Genomic DNA, 17,384 nt, shown 5'->3' on the forward strand with positions numbered 1-17,384 from the left:
AGGAAAGTATTAATATCGCGCATAAGAACGCCGGTTTGGTAGATGTGTTTGCTCGCACGAACATCATCAATCAAATCGGCGTTCTTGTTTCTGTGTTTCCCGGGATTCCGTGAAGAACCTTTTTTTTCGCAGTCCGCTTTGCCATGTCAACGCTTCGTACTAGCTAAAGATCCCACCTACTCGGTACCTAGGCCCCTATCGATACACGGGTACAGGTAAAGCTTTGCTGGTTTCAGCCGAAACATTCCGAACGGAGAAAAAACTGGCTACGGCAGGCTACTACTGAACCATCCTGGGCTCTATCAGACGTCGACTTCATAGAACGTTCGCCTTGGATAGCTTTAAACAACATCTTCAAGCCCTGAGGCCTGCCATGCTTAGAAATGCTCCTTTGAGTACAAAGCTACTGCTTATTTTGATGTTTCCCCTGTTGGGCTTTCTGGTCTTCGCCGGGATTTTTGTAGCTGACAAACGAGAGACACTGAGCGAGATGAACCGAGCGGTCACCGCTACCGGCACCGCGCAGAAACTCAGTGACGTAGTAACCACTATCCAGCGTGAGCGCGGCGCAAGCGGCGTGTTTCTGGGCAGCGGTGGTAAGACGATGCAGGACAAGTTGAAAGTCTTACGCCAAGAAACCGACCGTGCGGTGAGCGCGATGCATGCGCAATCGACCGAGGGTCTTATCGCGCCTGACAAGATGCTGCGCGCAATTGATGGTTTGGCCGGACTGCGTCAGCAGGTGGACACGCTCGCAATCAATAACGGCGAGTCCGGCACCCGATTCACCGATCTTATCAAAAATTTGATCGGCTTCTCTTACTCACTGGAAACCAGCATTGAGGATCCGGAAATCCTGCGTGGGCTGAGTTCACTCAATCAGTTCGTAGACATGAAAGAGCGCTCTGGTCGAGAGCGTGTACTGCTTGGCCTGGCATTCAACCAAAACCGTTTTGATGCGCCGCTGTTGTCACGTTTCAGCCGCAACATGGGCGAGTTCTCCGGCTATTTCGAGGCCTTTCAACGCTGGGCTCCTGCCGTGTTCAAAAATAAGCTGGATGCGGTTCTACAACAGCCCGCATCCGTCGATGTAGCTCGCCTGCAAAAACTCGGATTTGATACGCCTCTAGGCGATCCGCTTAATATCAAACCCGAAGACTGGTTCAACCTTTCCACCAGCCGTATCGACATGATGGCTCAGGTCGAGGCTGAACTGGGCCAGACGGTCGTGAGCCTAGCCAATGTCGCGCGTACCGATGCCCAGCGCAGTCTGTATGTCGCAATAGCCACCGTCATTCTGATGTTGATTGCGGTGCTGTGGCTCGCTTCGGTGATTATTCGCAATATCAAAATCGCTGTGGTCGACGTGAACCGCACCCTTATTTCGCTATCCACGCGTGACCTAACTGCCAGAACCCGTTACACCGGCAGAGACGAGTTTGGCGAGATCTCGCGTAACCTGGATAACATGGCCATACAGATCGGTGAAGTGATCCGTGAGATCGGGAGTGCCACGGCGCAGGTCGCGACCGCCGCCGAGCAGTCTTCGGCTGTGGCCCTGCAAACTAGCAATAACGTCGTCCAGCAGCGTCAAGGCACCGATCAGGTGGTCACTGCCATCAGCGAGATGAGCGCCACGGTCAAAGACGTGGCGCGCAGCACTACCGACGCCGCAGAGATGTCGCAGCGCGTTAATGCCAGCACTATGCAGGGCAAGGCTGAAATCGAGAACACCATCAGCTTGATCAAAGGGCTTGAGGTTCAGGCCGAACAAACATCCCGAATCATTGAGGAGCTCAAGGGTGAAAGCTATTCCATCTCCTCGGTTTTGGATGTGATTCGTGGTGTAGCAGAGCAAACCAATCTGCTAGCTTTGAACGCTGCCATTGAGGCTGCCCGTGCCGGTGAGCAGGGTCGTGGATTTGCCGTGGTCGCCGATGAGGTGCGGAATCTGGCCAAAAAGACTCAGGATTCCACCGTCAGTATCCAGAAGATGATCGCCAATCTGCAATCCGGCTCCGACCGTGCCGCCACTTCCATGCAGGAAACTCTAGGGAAGGCTCAAGAAGGCGCGAGCAACGTAGTGCGCGCAGGGGAGTTGCTAGAAGAAATAGCCGAGGGCATCGCGACCATCAGCGACAGCAACATACAGGTCGCCTCGGCGGCAGAACAACAGAGTCAGGTTGCCGAGGAGATCCACCGCAACGTAAACGACATCAACACTCTGGTTATCCAGGTCAGCGCCGGTGCTGAACAAACCGCCGTCACCAGCCGCGAGTTAGCCCGCTTGGCCGAGCAACAGCAGGGGCTGGTGGGACGGTTCAAGGTGAACTGAGTTACAAGTTTTTTTACCGGATGCTCAAATGCCCGAGAGAATGACTTTCGGGTATTTGAGGATTGGTAGGTGAGAGGGTGACGCGCCTATAAGGGCTACTTTGCTCAACGCGATAAACGAGGCTTTTCATGACGCCGGATGAGGTCAGGCCATGGATTATCAGCCGTCCTACGGCTTTCTGAAGGACTGCTTATACCGTTCTGAGTCATACAAGGTGACTTTGGCAGACGCTTACAACATTACGCCCTGTATTCCTAGTCCAAAGCGTTGTGAGCTGAATGGAAATGCATGGTTGCCACCCGCCAGCTCCAGCCCTCCTCGCCCTTTAGAGAGCTAAGGCGTTATCTCCTTAAGATCTCCTTAGCCCTTTCAAACTGTACCCTCACATGTCTCCTACGCGATTCCATTTGCAGGAATGGTCGATTGATTTGGAAGCAACCGATACCTTGAGCAAAAAGCGCACAATCTTAGGCATGGAAGCTCATTCAGCTAGGCCGATTTGCTTGGCCTGCCAGGAACCCATTTCCACTCACTCTGGAAAAATGAGGATTGATCGTCATGAAAAGATTTGAGAATAAAACCGTCGTGGTGACGGGGGCCTCCAAGGGCATGGGTGCAGACATAGCATTAGGATTTGGCCGGGAAGGCGCGAATGTCGTTGTGAATTACGCCTCCGATGCAGAAGCCGCCAAGCGAGTGGTGGATAGCATCAAATCCCATGGCGGCCAAGCCATCAGCGTAAAAGCCGATATCGCGTCTAGGGACGAAGTTGAAGCGATGTTCACGGCCTGTCATCAAGCTTTCGGTCAGGTCGACGTTTTGGTAAATAATGCCGGTGTCTATGGTTTCGATGACCTTGGAGGGATCACCGAAGAGAGCTTCCACAGGATGTTCAATCTCAATGTTCTGGGAGTAATCCATTGCTGCCAGTTAGCACGTGAGTCGCTTATACAGCGAAAAGGATGCATTGTTAACATCAGTTCTACCGCAACTGCAGAAACTCCCGCAGGTTCATTAGTTTATACAGCCTCAAAAGGGGCTGTAGACATGATCACGCGAACACTCTCTAAAGAACTCGGCCCTTACGGCGTGCGAGTCAACTCGATCAATCCTGGCCTCATCGTGACTGAGGGCACTAACACCCTCGGCATTATCGGAAGCGAAGTGGAACAAAGCTTCGTTAAGCGCACTCCACTCAGGCGTGTGGGCACGCCGGCAGACATTACACCACTGGCCCTTTTCTTGGCTTCCGAAGAAGCACAGTGGCTTACAGGAGAAATCTTGTACGCCTCTGGGGGAATCCGCTAGCAAGCATATCCGCTGATTGCTTGGGCGCATTTTCAGGATTCTACATTGAGCCTATCCGAGATTTGGGTGCGAGGCTCGATTGCGCCTACAGCATCAGAGTTTGGATAAAGGAGGCATTCAATGAACAGACAGGAACTACGAAAGATAGACCTGAACACAATAGTTATCTTTGAACGGGTAATGCAAGAACTGAATGTGACACGTGCAGCCAAATCGCTTGGGGTAAGTCAGCCGACTGTGACCGCAGCCCTCAATAGACTACGTGACAGACTGGAAGATCCGCTATTCATTGTTGGCGGCAGGAGCATAGAACCAACCAGCAAAGCACTCTTTATCTATGAAGAGCTCAGCCCAGCACTCGATGAATTGAGTAGAGCGCTTTCGTCACTGCAATCGGCGACTAGCTAAATACACAGCCCTTTTAAGGCTTACGATAACGTCTGGAACTTCTCTAATGTAACGGATCCATTGACTGTACTTAAATCTTTTTTTGCAGAGCTTAAATTCGTTTCATGGATCATCTCTGCTACGTACCTAGCCTGCCATGTCATTATTTTATGAGCATTACTCACTCAGTTTCAAGCAACGGATTGCTGCAGCCCTAACCTTAAAGAATTATCGATACTACTTATCAGTCAAATCAATTTTACCCATATCATGATCAACTATATTATATGTCTCGATGATGCATCGGGCTCCCTCCCGCCCCTGCATATCGACCCTTTGGTTTACCGCCTTTCCCAAGGCGGTTTTTTTTCGCCTGAGTTTCGCACGGAGTGAGATATCAGTATCCCAATCCATACTTTACCCTTTACAACTTAGCGCTTAGGTGGCCACAGCCTATTCGCCCCTCTATCCTAAATATTATTTTATACCAAATGCAGATTTTTGGTTTTATTTAAGTTAGCCATACTAATTGGCAAGATAGAGATTCTGAACGCAGTTAGTGTGCTCCCAAAGATCGAGCCTTATTTTGCTCTAATCAATGTTGACATCATCAACTAAGCTCAGGAAAGCGTTTCTAACGCAACGACGTCTGGAGTAGGTATGTCCGAACAATTATTTAGAATCGATTTCGCTTAATGGAATTATTTTAAATAATCATTTCTCGTGAAGAAGTCCAAGAAGCCTAAACCCATTGAAATTGTATACGCAACCAATTGTTTTTTAAGACTTTACTGCGAAACCCTATCGGGATAGCGCCTCAAGTTTGGTGCAAGGATAAGTACGGTAAATTTTTATTACTACTTGACAGCAACAGATTCAGGAAATAGTCTCCAGACAGATAAGACGCATACGTACATTGTGTATCGTATATTCTTTACGGGAAGCGGTTACGTTATGAAAGGTTTTCGTTACCTTGCATTCAGTTGTAGACATCAACTCGACCTATACGCCTGCACACTGATGCGCATTGGTTAGGGAACGCAGCCGATAATAAAAATAACGTGTTTGATTCTTGATCCTGCCATTTACCAATAAAGGAGATAAAAATGGCTATTCTTCGACAACTGGCAAAAGCTCTAACTGACCAAAGTATCGAGATCATAGATTTAACCCATACTCTTGAGACCCGGACACCCGTAATCCAGCTACCCACCGAATTCAGGCAGTCTGCACCATTTAAGATTGACGAAATCAGCCGATTTGATGAGCGCGGCCCGCTGTGGTACTGGAACAACTTTTCCTGCGGGGAGCACACTGGCACGCATTTCGATGCACCTATCCACTGGATTACCGGAAAAGATTATCCAGACGGCGCAACTGATACGATCTCGGTGCAAAAACTCATGGCGCCCGCCTGCGTTATCGATGTATCAGACCGGGTTCGGGATAATGAGGACTATCTGCTGACGATCAGTGATGTTGAAGAGTGGGAGGCGAAGCATGGCAGGATCCCTGAGGGGGCTTGGGTACTGATGCGCACAGGCTGGTCTACACGTCAATACACCGACGCATTCCTGAATCACAAAGAAGATGGTGGGCACTCACCAGGCCCTGACTCTCAGCTACCACTATGGCTAGCAAATGAGCGCAATGTGATGGGGTGGGGTACTGAACCTGTAGGTACGGACGCTGGCCAAGCTCACGCATTAGCGAAACCATTCCCTTGCCATCACGATATGCATGGCACCAATAAGTTCGGTCTTTCTAGCTTGGCCAACCTCCATCTGCTACCTCCAACCGGTTCAGTGTTGATCACTCCTCCACTGAAAATCAAACAAGGCTCCGGGAGCCCATGCCGGGTTTTGGCCCTTGTCGAAAAGAACGTTCGCTAGCGTTTGCCGAGATAGGTGAGCGGTTCCATACCGCTCTTTCGCTTCAATCTACTGATGGCTGCTTTCAGAGCAGATCCGAGGTATGACTTGATTATGTCTGACTACCAGCGGATTCAAACAGCGTCTCACTGGGGCGTTTACAACGTCGGTGTGAAGGATGGCCACATCTCAGACGTTAGCCCTTTCCCGAACGATCCGGCTCCCATTCGAATGATGGAATCTCTCCCGCAAATGGTGAGAAGTCCACTACGCATAGACCAGCCCTACGTCAGAGCAAGCTACCTAACCCGAAAGCATGACTCTCGGGCAATGCGAGGCTGCGACGCATTTGTCCCGGTGTGTTGGGACGAAGCGCTGGATCTAGTGGAAGAAGGCTTACGGAGAATCAAAACAGAATACGGTAACGAGTCTATCTATGGCGGATCATATGGCTGGGCTAGCGCGGGCCGCCTTCATCACTCACCAAGCGTACTGAAGCGCTTCCTGGGTCAATTCGGAGGCTACGTAGATAAAGCCGGCAACCACAGTTTTGGCGCCGCGATGCACATAGCTCCCTACGTGCTTGGCTCTTCGGATGTAACCTCTATAGTCGTTCCATGGAGAGAGATTGCTGAGCATACAGAACTGGTCGTCATGTTCGGAGGTGCAAACTCCAAGAACATGCAAATCGATCCAGGCGGTGCTGTGATGCACGAAACAGACGGACTTCTCGGTGCCATCGCCAAGAGGCAGGTGCGCTTTATAAACATCAGCCCTAGTCGAGATGACACACCTAGCCAGATCGATGGGCAATGGTTGCCGATCATCCCCAACACCGACACAGTTTTAATGCTGGGCCTTGCCTACGTACTGGTACATGAAGGTCGGCACGATCAGCAGTTCGTTGACAAATACTGTGAAGGCTTCGCTCCCTTCAGAGCCTACCTGTTAGGCGAATCTGATAGCGTGCCGAAAAATCAGTATTGGGCGTCGAAGATATGCGGAGTATCTACCGAAGCAATTACTTCGCTCGCAAGAGAAATGGCAACTAAACGCACTGTGATCACAACGGCCTGGTCGGTACAGCGGGCTGATCATGGAGAACAGCCCGTGTGGATGACCATCGTCCTTGCATGCCTTCTAGGCCAGATCAACAAGCGGGGCGGAGGCTTCAGCCTCGGCCCTGGAGGGGTTTCAGGAATAGGCATTGAACGTCCCGGAAATGTTCCTCGACCCACCTTGTCGTTGGGGAGAAACCCGATTGACATATCCGTTCCCGTGGGCAGAGTCGCTGACATGCTCCTGAATCCAGGCATGGAGTTGAATTACAACGGTTCGACATTACGCATGCCTGACATCAAACTAATCTATTCAGCTGGCGGAAATCCATTCCATCACAATGCAAACCTGAACCGTTTTGTTGATGCGTGGCGGCGGCCCGATTTGGTCGTGGTTCACGAGCCATGGTGGAGCCCGCCTGCTAAATACGCCGACATTGTTCTGCCTGCGACCACTTCAATGGAGCGTAATGACATTCTGGCAACCGAATTTCAGCGGCACTGGATTGCGATGTGTCAGGTAATCCCGCCCGTTGCGCAGTCTCGTAATGACTTTGACATTTTTGCTGAATTGGCAGATCGCCTTGGGTTCGGAGAGAGCTACACCGAAGGAAGGGATGAGTTTGGCTGGCTAGAACACATGTACAAAGGCGCGCGTCAAAAAGCGATGGATGTTGGGTATGAGCCGCCGCCTTTCGAGGATTTCTGGGATTTGGGGATGTACGAGTTTCCGCTTTCGGTAACCAACAGAGAAAATTCATTACTGTCGGATTACTGCAACGACCCCAAAAAATACCCACTTAAAACTCGATCAGGAAAAATTGAAATCTTTTCTCAGGCGATTGCTGAATACAAGTACCAGGACTGTCCTCCTCATCCGTGCTGGCTGGAGCCGGTGGAGTGGCGTAACAGCCCTATTGCCCGAAAGTACCCAATACACCTTTTAACAAATCAACCGGCAGGAAAGCTTCATAGTCAACTCGACCCAAGCGATCTAAGCGTAAGTTTTAAGCGAAAAGGAAAAGAGGTATTAAGTATTTCTCCAACGGATGCGCGGGCGCGAGATATTAATACGGGAGACATCATTAAGGTCTTCAACGACCGGGGGGAATTTCTCGCATGCGCCAAAGTAACGGACAACATCCTGGATGGCGTCGCATCAATACCAACAGGTGCTTGGTTTGACCCAGCTGATCCAACAACTACTGGCACTATCGACAAGCACGGAAATCCGAACGTCGTGACACTAGACATTGGCACATCACAGTTGGCCCAAGGTTCCGTCGCTCAAACTGCGCTTGTTCAAGTTGAGAGATTTGATGGTGATTTACCTGTAACAGCATTTCAACTACCCAGAATTTCACATAGATCATAAATTTAGAGCCAGTCGTAAATTAACCTTTTAGAGGCCTAAGCTAAAAGCTCCGATTTAATCTTACAGCATAAAAAACATGGAGAAATTTTCATGCGCCAAAAAAGCTATCTGACAAATGATGAAGTTGACACAGTCTTGAAAGAGGCCTCCAGCTTTGCGAAAGACAAAGCGTGGCCAGTTGCGATCGCCGTTTGCGACGACGGGGGTCATCCATTGGGCCTAGTCTGCCTAGATCAGTCCGCTCCAATAAGCGCGTATATCGCATTGGAAAAAGCACGTACTGCTGCTCTCGGGAGGCGCGAGTCCAAAGCATATGAAGATATGGTTAATAGCGGTCGCACCGCGTTTTTGAGTGCGCCTCAACTGACTTCGCTGGCCGGCGGCATTCCCATTATCGTAGATGGTCAAGTCATTGCGGCGATAGGTGTCTCAGGGGTTAAGCCTGAGGAAGACATATCGGTTGCGCAAGCAGGCTCTGCTGCATTGTCACCGGCTAAAGATACTCGAATTAATTCAACATCTCGGAGTTCACGCGACTGAATATACGCCCTGTTTCGACCTCAAGGTCGATTGCAAGCTCAAATCCTTCATGGAGACCGAGGTATTGTCAGAAGCACAAATCCGCCAGATCACTTTTGGACTCAACAGGCCAAGGTCATTCATTCACTGGCCCCATCAACCGAGCTTTGCTAGCTGAGCGAGAGAAACTTCAGACAAAATCAATAACTAGCTCGGATCGCAAAAAGGACATTCAACAGACGTCGCGCCAAATGCAGCGCGATCCACGCGCTGAGCGCTGTGCAGATAAGTATATCTGCCAGGCCACTGAGCAGGAAACGCAGCAGACTGCCTCCATGGCCGACCAAATGTATAGCGCTGGTTAGTGGAGCTCGATAGGCCCGATGCTCTGAAATTCAAGCGTCATGCTGGCATTAAAATGCAGCGTGAATATGACCATCTTGCATAATGTCGCGCAGTTTCCAACGATACACTGCAACACGTTTTACGACTATCAGTTAGCCTCCCGTAGCGCTATTGAGTCTTGATAAATTCCAGCATCATATTATTGCCATCGAGAATATCGGTACAAATCGCTTGCCTCGCTGCAGCACCGTCACGATTTCTCAATGCCCGAAGGACTTCCCAGTGGTGCTCGATGGCTATTTGCTCCGAAAAGTGGTCGTACGCCAGCGCCAGCAATGGCCCGGTGCGCATCCACAGGCTGTCCAGGAAGGCGCGCAACAGCGGCATCTGGGCGATCTCGGCAAAGAAGAAGTGAAACGTCTGGTTGAGCTTCAACGCTTCGGCCATGTCTTCTCGATGAATCGCGTCAAGGTTGGCCCTGATATTGGCCTCGATGCGCTGCAAGTCGTCGTCGGTGATCATTGTTGCCGCCGTCTCCGCGGCCAACCCCTCCAGCGCCAGTCGCACCGCGCGAATTTCCAGGTATTGCTGCACCGTCAGGATAGGCACACGAATGTCCTTGGGCGTCTTCATGACCAGGGCCTGCTCTTTGGCAAGCTGAAGAATCGCATCACGCACCGGGGTGACGCTGGTGCCCAACTGCATGGCGAGGTCACGGATACGCAGTTTGTCATCGGGCTTGAGCTTGCCCGTGACCAGCGCTTCGCGCAGCGATGAATAAACGCTGGTGCCGAGATACGCGTGTTTTATTTCGCCGATTGGATAGCTCATTTCAGATCCGAGTGAGGAAGGCTGTAGTTGGCGGGAAATACCTCCCCGTCAGCAACGAATTGCATCATCGCGGTTTTATTGGGAAAAAACCAGCTACACAACATGATGCATCATGCATTATGATTCGAATGGCAGTCCCACCCAATAGCGAGATCATCATGAGCACACCACGTTCCTCCCTAGCCGATAAAGATATGCGTCACCAACTGCACCCTTACACCAACGCCCGTGCTCACGAGGAACAGGGGCCTTTGGTGATCGAACGAGGGGACGGGGTGTACGTGATCGACGAAGACGGCAAGCGTTACATCGAAGCCATGGCCGGCCTGTGGAGCGCGGCACTGGGTTTCAGCAATAAGCGGCTGGTTGCTGCGGCGGAAAAGCAGATGTCGACCCTGCCCTTCTATCACCTTTTTGGCCACAAGGCGCACGCCCCCAGCATCGAGCTGGCGGAAAAGCTGATCAACATGGCGCCGGTACCCATGAGCAAGGTGTTCTTCACCAACTCGGGTTCAGAAGCCAACGACACCGTGATCAAGCTGGTTTGGTACCTCAACAACGCCCAGGGCAAGCCTGCGCGCAAAAAATTTATTAGCCGCATCGGCGGCTATCATGGCATTACGCTTGCAGCCGCCAGCCTCACTGGCCTGCCGGCCAACCAGCGCGGTTTCGACGCACCGTTGCCGGGCTTTCTGCACACCGGCTGCCCGCACCACTACCGCCATGCACTGCCCCACGAGAGCGAGGAGCAATTTGCCGATCGCCTGGCAGCGGAGCTTGACGCATTGATCGTGAAGGAAGGCGCGGACACCATCGCGGCTTTCGTCGGCGAACCCTTGATGGGGGCCGGTGGCGTGATCGTGCCGCCACGCACCTACTGGGAAAAAATCCAGCGCGTCTGCCGCAAGCACGACATCCTGATCGTCGCTGACGAGGTGATCTGTGGCTTCGGGCGTACTGGCAAGATGTTCGGCAGCCAGACCTATGGCATCGAACCGGACATCATGATCCTGTCCAAGCAACTGTCGTCGTCCTACCAGCCTATTTCCGCCATTCTGCTCAATGACCGCGTGTATCAGGGCATTGCTGACCAGACCAAGTCTTTCGGTGCGCTGGGCCATGGCTTTACCGGCGGCGGCCACCCGGTGGCGGCAGCGGTAGCCTTGGAAAACCTGAAAATCATCGACGAAGAAAACCTGGTGGAGCATGCGGCCAGCATGGGCGAACTGCTGCGCAGTCAGTTGCAGACCTTCAGTGACCACCCTCTGGTCGGTGAAGTACGTGGAGCCGGCCTGATCGCGGCGGTCGAACTGGTCGCGGATCGCGCCACCAAAGCCCCTCTGGACGCGCCAGGCAACCTGGGTCGCTACCTCGCGGGCCGTGCCCAGGCGCACGGCATGATCACCCGCAACATGGGCGATGCCATCGCTTTCTGCCCGCCGCTGATCATCAATGAAGCGGAAGTCCGGGCCATTGTCGATCGCTTCGGCATGGCACTGGACGACACCAGCAAGTGGGTCAATGGCTAAGTGAACGATCGAGTAGGAGGCGGATTTACATCCGCCGTCCTCTCACACCACCGTACGTACGGATCCGTATACGGCGGTTCAAGCTATGCGGTTAAGCCGGTTTATCGTATCCAGTACCGAGACTAGTCCAAGTTGATCCCATAGTTTCTTCGGCAATGCCTGATTCATATGAGATGCCCCCTGAGCTCCACCATAGGCCACGACCATTGAACGCCGATATGCAGGCGCGCGCTTCGCCAAGCCCCAGGCGCATCAAGTTACGCGCCCTCGTTGAGGGCTGCTTCCATTGACGCCAGACGACGCAGCGAAGCTTGCGACGCACCCAGCCGTCAATTTCCTCAAGTGGCCGTTTGCTTTGACTTAGCTTGAAGTAGCCTGCCCAGCCACGCAGCACTGGGTTTATCCGCTCGATGACACTCGCCATCTTGTGGCCCCGCGCTCTGCGCAGCAGCTCTCTGAGTCGGTCGCGCAAGCGACGCAGGCTCATCGTTGCCACTCGCAACCTTGGCTGTTGATGCCAGCTCATCCCATAGCCCAAGTAATCACACATCCACGACCCGGCTACTCGGCTTTTTCCCCGGTTCAGCGTCAGTTTCAGGCGCTGACTCAGGAAACGCTCAACGCTGACCATCACCCGTTCGTCTGCGCGACGACTGCGCACATAAATGTTGGCGTCGTCGGCATAGCGCACGAAACGATGGCCCCGTCGTTCTAGCTCGTGGTCGAGTTCGTTGAGCAGAATGTTCGACAGCAACGGCGAGAGCGGGCCGCCTTGCGGCGTCCCTTCCTGCCGTCGGCTGACGAGTCCACCTGACATCGTTCGCGCTTCGAGATAGCGACGGATCAGCGTGAGCACACGTTTATCTTCGATTTGACGCTCGATGTAGGCCATCAGCACGTCGTGGTTGACCCGATCAAAGAACTTCTCAAGATCGAGTTCCACGCAGCAGCGGTGACCCGCCGCCACGTGGGCACGGGCAGTTTCGATGGCTTGGTGAGCACTTCTACCCGAACGGAAGCCGTAGCTGTAATCCGAGAACAGAGGGTCGAAGATCGGCGTGAGCTGTTGCAGCAGAGCCTGTTGGATCAGGCGATCCACGACGCTGGGGATGCCCAGCTGCCTTGTCCCGCCTTTGGGCTTGGGGATTTCGACGGCACGCACACCTTGCGGGTGATACTCACCGGCCAGCAACCGAACCTTGAGGATCGGCCAATACTGTTTCACGTAACCTGACAAATGCTCGACCGTCATGCCATCGGCACCCGGCGCGCCTTTGTTGCTGACTACGCGTTGGTACGCACGTCTGAGGTTGGCGGGTGCAAGCACCCGCTCCATCAGCGTGTCCGGCTCCGCGTTCGTCCACGTCACAGACGCCGCCGATACCTGTGCGCTGTCAGCCGTCATCCTCGGATACTGTCCGGGACTCGGAGTAACAGTCTTCTCTTGGAGAAATTTCTGCATTTCGGTATTCAACGAGACTTTGACGCCTACTGGCGGCATAACTTGTTCGGCCCTTGGTGACGGGGTTATCCGCCACTTACTACGGCCTCGGCTGACTTCTGCACGTTCATCCCGTCGCCTCTCGACGCTCGGTAGCACTGTGGCAAACGTGCAGATCTCCCAGGGTAATTCGCGCGACCTTCCTGCTTATGCCTGTCTACGTCGCAGCGTCCCGTGCAAGTATTGGGCTTTAGGGAAACACGCCCCTTTACCCCGCTGCGCCGCCTCTATCCGCTTCCTGTTCGTCAGGCCAGCATTTTGCCTCGGGCTTCCTTCAGATTCGCGGTCACCTGCGACACCCTTGCCTCTGGCTAACACTTCCCCTTGCCGGGTGTGTAGAGGACTTTCACCTCCAAGTCATCAGCGAGGCCACCACAGCCAAGCTGGTTGCGCTTGCGCGCAACGCGCCATGCCTGGCGCACGAGTAAAAAAGGCCTGGTGTGAACCAGGCCTTTTTTGTTTTTGCTGGCCTCAGTTCAACTCGCTCAGCAACGCCGGCACCGCCTCGAACAAGTCCGCCACCAGGCCATAATCCGCCACCTGGAAGATCGGGGCTTCTTCGTCCTTGTTGATCGCGACGATCACCTTGGAGTCCTTCATACCGGCCAAATGCTGGATCGCGCCGGAGATACCGACCGCGATGTACAGCTGTGGCGCGACGATCTTGCCGGTCTGGCCGACCTGCATGTCGTTGGGTACGAAGCCTGCGTCGACGGCCGCGCGCGAAGCGCCGACCGCTGCACCCAGCTTGTCGGCCAGGGCGTAAAGGTGCTTGAAGTTGTCGCCGTTCTGCATGCCGCGCCCGCCGGAAACGACGATCTTGGCAGCGGTCAGCTCAGGACGGTCCGACTTGGCCAGCTCTTCGCCAACAAAGCTGGAAGTACCCGCGTCGTGGGCGGCGGAGACGGCTTCAACAGTGGCCGAGCCACCTTCAGCGGCGACCGGATCGAAACCGGTGGCGCGCACGGTGATGACCTTGATCGCGGCGGTCGATTGCACGGTGGCAATGGCGTTACCGGCGTAGATCGGGCGCTTGAAGGTATCGGCGCTTTCGACCGAGATGATCTCGGAGATCTGGTCGACGTCCAACTGCGCGGCAACGCGTGGCAGAATGTTTTTGCCGTTGGAGGTGGCGGCGGCCAGGATGTGGCTGTAGCCCTTGCCCAGCTCTGCAACCAGCGGCGCAATGTTTTCCGGCAACTGATGCGCGTAGGCGGCGTTGTCGGCGTTCAGCACTTTGCTTACGCCAGCGATTTTTGCAGCGGCCTCAGCCACCGGGCCTGCGCCCTCACCGGCGACCAGCAGGTGAATATCGCCACCGATTTTAACGGCGGCGGCCACGGTGTTCAGCGTGGCCGGGGCCAGCACCTTGTTGTCGTGTTCAGCGATTACCAAGATAGTCATGTTTAGATTACCTTCGCTTCGTTTTTCAGTTTCTCGACCAGTTCAGCCACCGACTTGACCTTGATGCCCGCGCTGCGTGCAGCCGGCGCTTCAACCTTGACGGTCTTGTTGGTGGAGGCGGTAGAAACGCCTAGAGCTTCTGGCGTCAGCGACTCCAGCGGCTTCTTCTTGGCTTTCATGATGTTGGGCAGGGACGCGTAGCGCGGCTCGTTCAAACGCAGGTCGGTGGTGACGATGGCCGGCAGTTTCAGGGAAACGGTCTGCGCGCCGCCGTCGATCTCGCGGGTCACTGCCACGCTGTCGCCGCTCACTTCAACCTTGGAAGCGAAGGTGCCCTGGCCGTAACCGGTCAGCGCAGCCAGCATCTGGCCGGTCTGGTTGTTGTCGCTGTCGATGGCTTGTTTGCCGAGGATGACCAGCTGTGGCTGTTCCTTGTCGACAACGGCCTTGAGCAGCTTGGCCACGGCCAGGGAGGTCAGTTCTTCAGCGGACACGACCAGGATGGCGCGGTCGGCGCCCAGTGCCAGGGCAGTGCGCAGTTGTTCCTGGGCGGTGGTCGGGCCGATGGAAACCACGACGATTTCGGTCGCCACGCCTTTCTCTCTCAGGCGTACGGCTTCTTCCACGGCGATTTCACAGAAAGGGTTCATCGACATCTTGACGTTAGCAAGGTCGACGCCGGAATTGTCCGCCTTGACGCGAACCTTGACGTTATAGTCGATCACTCGCTTTATAGAGACCAGGATCTTCATCAATTACCTCAGTGATCACAACACAGGGGGTCGGAATAACGGATCAGGTGGGACTCGCGCCACGCAGCTTTTCATTGCGTCGGCGCAACCACTCCATCAACAGTAAAAGCACGGCAGAAGCAGCGATCATCAGGGTCGCAGCCGCCGCGATAGTCGGGTTCAGGTTTTCGCGAATACCGCCAAACATCTGCATCGGCAAGGTGCGTTGTGCGGGGCTGGCCAGAAACAGGGTCACCACCACCTCGTCGAAGGACGTGGCAAACGCAAACAAGGCGCCGCTGATTACACCGGGCGCAATCAAAGGCAGCATTACTTTGCGAAACGCGAACCAGGGGGGCGCCCCGAGACTGGCCGCTGCGCGGGAAAAATTACGGTCATAGCCCTGCAAGGTCGCCGCCACGGTGATCACCACAAAGGGCACGCCCAACGCGGCATGCGCCAGTACCAGGCCGAGGTAGCTGTTAAGCAGGTTCAACTGTGCGAAAAAGAAATACAGCGACACGGCAATGATCACCAGGGGCGCGATCATTGGAGAAATCAGCACCGCCATCACCAGCCCCTTGCCGCGGAATTCGCCGCGGGCCAGCCCCACCGCTGCCAGGGTTCCCAGCGCAGTCGCCAGCAACGTGGCGGCGGGAGCGATGATCAAGCTGTTGCGCAATGCCCGCATCCATTCCTGGGAACCGAGAAACTCTTGATACCAGCGCAGTGAAAAACCGCTCAACGGGTAGCTGAGAAACGACCCTTCATTGAACGACAGCGGCACGATCACCAGGATCGGCACCACCAGGAAGATCAGCATACTGATGCTGAACACGCTGAAGATCGGCGCCCATAAGCGCTCGATCAGTGTGGAATGATGATTCATCAGGCACCTCATGCACGCTGGGCGGGGTTGGCTGGACGGGTGACGCGCGAATACACCCAATACAGCAGCAGGACGATGATCAGCAACTGGCTGCCCAGCGCAGCGGCCATCCCCCAGTTGATGGTGGTGTTGGTGTAGAACGCGACGAAATAGCTGAGCATCTGATCACCCGGACCGCCCAGCAGCGCGGGAGTGATGTAGTACCCGATCGCCATGATGAACACCAACAGCGCGCCAGCGGTGACGCCGGCAAATGTCTGCGGTACGTACGCCGACCAGAACGCCCGGAAAGGATGTGCGCCGAGTGAAACCGCCGCACGCACATAGTTGGGCGAGATGCCCTTCATGACCGCATACAGCGGCAGGATGACAAAGGGCAGCAATATGTGGGTCATGGAGATGTACACCCCGACCCGGTTGAATACCAGTTGCAGCGGCTGATCGATCAACCCCAGTGCGATCATCGAGTGGTTGATCAACCCGCCGTTCTGCAGCAGCACAATCCAGCCCGCGGTGCGTACCAGCAGTGAGGTCCAGAACGGCAACAACACCATGATCAGCCACAGGTTCGCGCGGCTGCTCGGTTGCTTGGCCAGCCAGTAGGCCACCGGGTAGCCGAACAGCACACACAGCAGTGTGACCACCAAGGCCATCCATAACGTGCGCATCAGCACCGACAGATACAGCGCCTGCCCCTTGGGCAGCTCGACGATATTGCCGCTCTGGGCATCGACCTGATGATCGAAGGCGGCCAGCACGTAATAGGCTGTCAGCGTACGCCCCGCGCGTTGAATACTGCGCCAGGTGCTCGGCTCCGCCCACAGCGTCGACTGTGCGATCAACGATCGGCTGGTGGACTCGACGCCGTCATCCGGCAACTTGCGCAACGCCATTGTGAGCAGCGTTCGATAACGTCCATCCTCATAACCCAGGCGTTTGATCAGCGATGGAATCTGCCCTTCGTCCTTGGCGGTTTTCAGGTCCTTGACCAACGCCACGAAGACTTTCTCATCCGGGCGGCTCTCGCCGTCCCAGCCCTGCAACGCCAGCAGCGTGGTGGGTAACGCTCTGACAACTTCAGGGTTATCGAAGCTCTTCCACAGTATGTTGCCAATCGGTAACACGAAGCTGATCAAGAGAAAGATCAACAGCGGCGCAATCAACAGCATGGATCGTCTACGGTAAGAGCCCTCGGCACGCAGCAAGCGCTGCTTGAGCGAGGCATTCTTATCGGTTGAATGATCGATAGCCGTCAGGCTGACTTCTGACATGCTGGTCTCCAGGTATAAGACGGAACCGGC

At 54.5% G+C, this 17,384-nt stretch carries 11 protein-coding genes and 2 pseudogenes; 7 read left to right on the plus strand and 6 right to left on the minus strand.

Going from position 1 to position 17,384, the window contains the following annotated elements; all coding sequences use genetic code 11:
- Positions 1 to 418 precede the first annotated feature (418 nt).
- The 6 genes and pseudogenes from TU75_RS23690 to TU75_RS23715 all read left to right on the plus strand — a co-directional run bounded on the left by TU75_RS23690 (position 419) and on the right by TU75_RS23715 (position 8,874).
- Positions 419 to 2,335 (plus strand): methyl-accepting chemotaxis protein, encoded by a 1,917-nt coding sequence (locus TU75_RS23690; RefSeq protein WP_043205934.1) that lies wholly within the window; start codon positions 419 to 421, stop codon positions 2,333 to 2,335.
- Between the two features lie 558 nt (positions 2,336 to 2,893).
- Positions 2,894 to 3,643 (plus strand): SDR family NAD(P)-dependent oxidoreductase, encoded by a 750-nt coding sequence (locus TU75_RS23695; RefSeq protein ID WP_060550310.1) that lies wholly within the window; start codon positions 2,894 to 2,896, stop codon positions 3,641 to 3,643.
- 120 nt (positions 3,644 to 3,763) lie between these two features.
- A pseudogene (locus tag TU75_RS23700) lies at positions 3,764 to 4,027 on the plus strand (LysR family transcriptional regulator); the annotation flags it as partial.
- Positions 4,028 to 5,136: 1,109 nt separating this feature from the next.
- Positions 5,137 to 5,922: a cyclase family protein gene (locus TU75_RS23705; RefSeq protein ID WP_060550312.1), complete on the plus strand. Its 786-nt coding sequence runs from the start codon at positions 5,137 to 5,139 to the stop codon at positions 5,920 to 5,922.
- 93 nt (positions 5,923 to 6,015) lie between these two features.
- Positions 6,016 to 8,334: a molybdopterin-dependent oxidoreductase gene (locus TU75_RS23710; protein ID WP_069665426.1), complete on the plus strand. Its 2,319-nt coding sequence runs from the start codon at positions 6,016 to 6,018 to the stop codon at positions 8,332 to 8,334.
- A 90-nt stretch (positions 8,335 to 8,424) separates the two neighbouring features.
- Complete coding sequence (locus tag TU75_RS23715; protein WP_060550313.1) at positions 8,425 to 8,874, plus strand: GlcG/HbpS family heme-binding protein; 450 nt, start codon at positions 8,425 to 8,427, stop codon at positions 8,872 to 8,874.
- A 492-nt stretch (positions 8,875 to 9,366) separates the two neighbouring features.
- On the opposite strand, the gene TU75_RS23720 is transcribed toward TU75_RS23715, so the two are convergent.
- Positions 9,367 to 10,029, minus strand: a complete 663-nt coding sequence (locus tag TU75_RS23720; RefSeq protein ID WP_060550314.1) for a GntR family transcriptional regulator — start codon at positions 10,027 to 10,029, stop codon at positions 9,367 to 9,369.
- Between the two features lie 158 nt (positions 10,030 to 10,187).
- On the opposite strand from TU75_RS23720, the gene TU75_RS23725 reads away from it, so the two are divergent.
- A complete protein-coding gene (locus tag TU75_RS23725; protein WP_060550315.1) occupies positions 10,188 to 11,558 on the plus strand; it encodes an aspartate aminotransferase family protein in 1,371 nt (456 codons plus the stop codon).
- Positions 11,559 to 11,636: 78 nt separating this feature from the next.
- Here the strand turns inward: TU75_RS23725 and ltrA are convergent.
- From ltrA to TU75_RS23750, 5 genes and pseudogenes are all read right to left on the minus strand, one after another.
- A pseudogene (ltrA, locus tag TU75_RS23730) lies at positions 11,637 to 13,059 on the minus strand (group II intron reverse transcriptase/maturase).
- Positions 13,060 to 13,530: 471 nt separating this feature from the next.
- Positions 13,531 to 14,463, minus strand: a complete 933-nt coding sequence (locus tag TU75_RS23735) for an electron transfer flavoprotein subunit alpha/FixB family protein (protein ID WP_060550316.1) — start codon at positions 14,461 to 14,463, stop codon at positions 13,531 to 13,533.
- Between the two features lie 2 nt (positions 14,464 to 14,465).
- Positions 14,466 to 15,215 (minus strand): electron transfer flavoprotein subunit beta/FixA family protein, encoded by a 750-nt coding sequence (locus TU75_RS23740; RefSeq protein WP_060550317.1) that lies wholly within the window; start codon positions 15,213 to 15,215, stop codon positions 14,466 to 14,468.
- 43 nt (positions 15,216 to 15,258) lie between these two features.
- Positions 15,259 to 16,086 carry an ABC transporter permease gene (locus TU75_RS23745; RefSeq protein WP_231982036.1) on the minus strand — a complete coding sequence of 276 codons (828 nt, stop codon included), beginning with the start codon at positions 16,084 to 16,086 and terminating at the stop codon, positions 15,259 to 15,261.
- Between the two features lie 5 nt (positions 16,087 to 16,091).
- Positions 16,092 to 17,354 (minus strand): ABC transporter permease, encoded by a 1,263-nt coding sequence (locus TU75_RS23750; protein WP_060550319.1) that lies wholly within the window; start codon positions 17,352 to 17,354, stop codon positions 16,092 to 16,094.
- Positions 17,355 to 17,384 lie beyond the last annotated feature (30 nt).

The organism is Pseudomonas poae (assembly GCF_001439785.1).
GTDB classification, from domain to species: Bacteria; Pseudomonadota; Gammaproteobacteria; order Pseudomonadales; family Pseudomonadaceae; genus Aquipseudomonas; species Aquipseudomonas poae.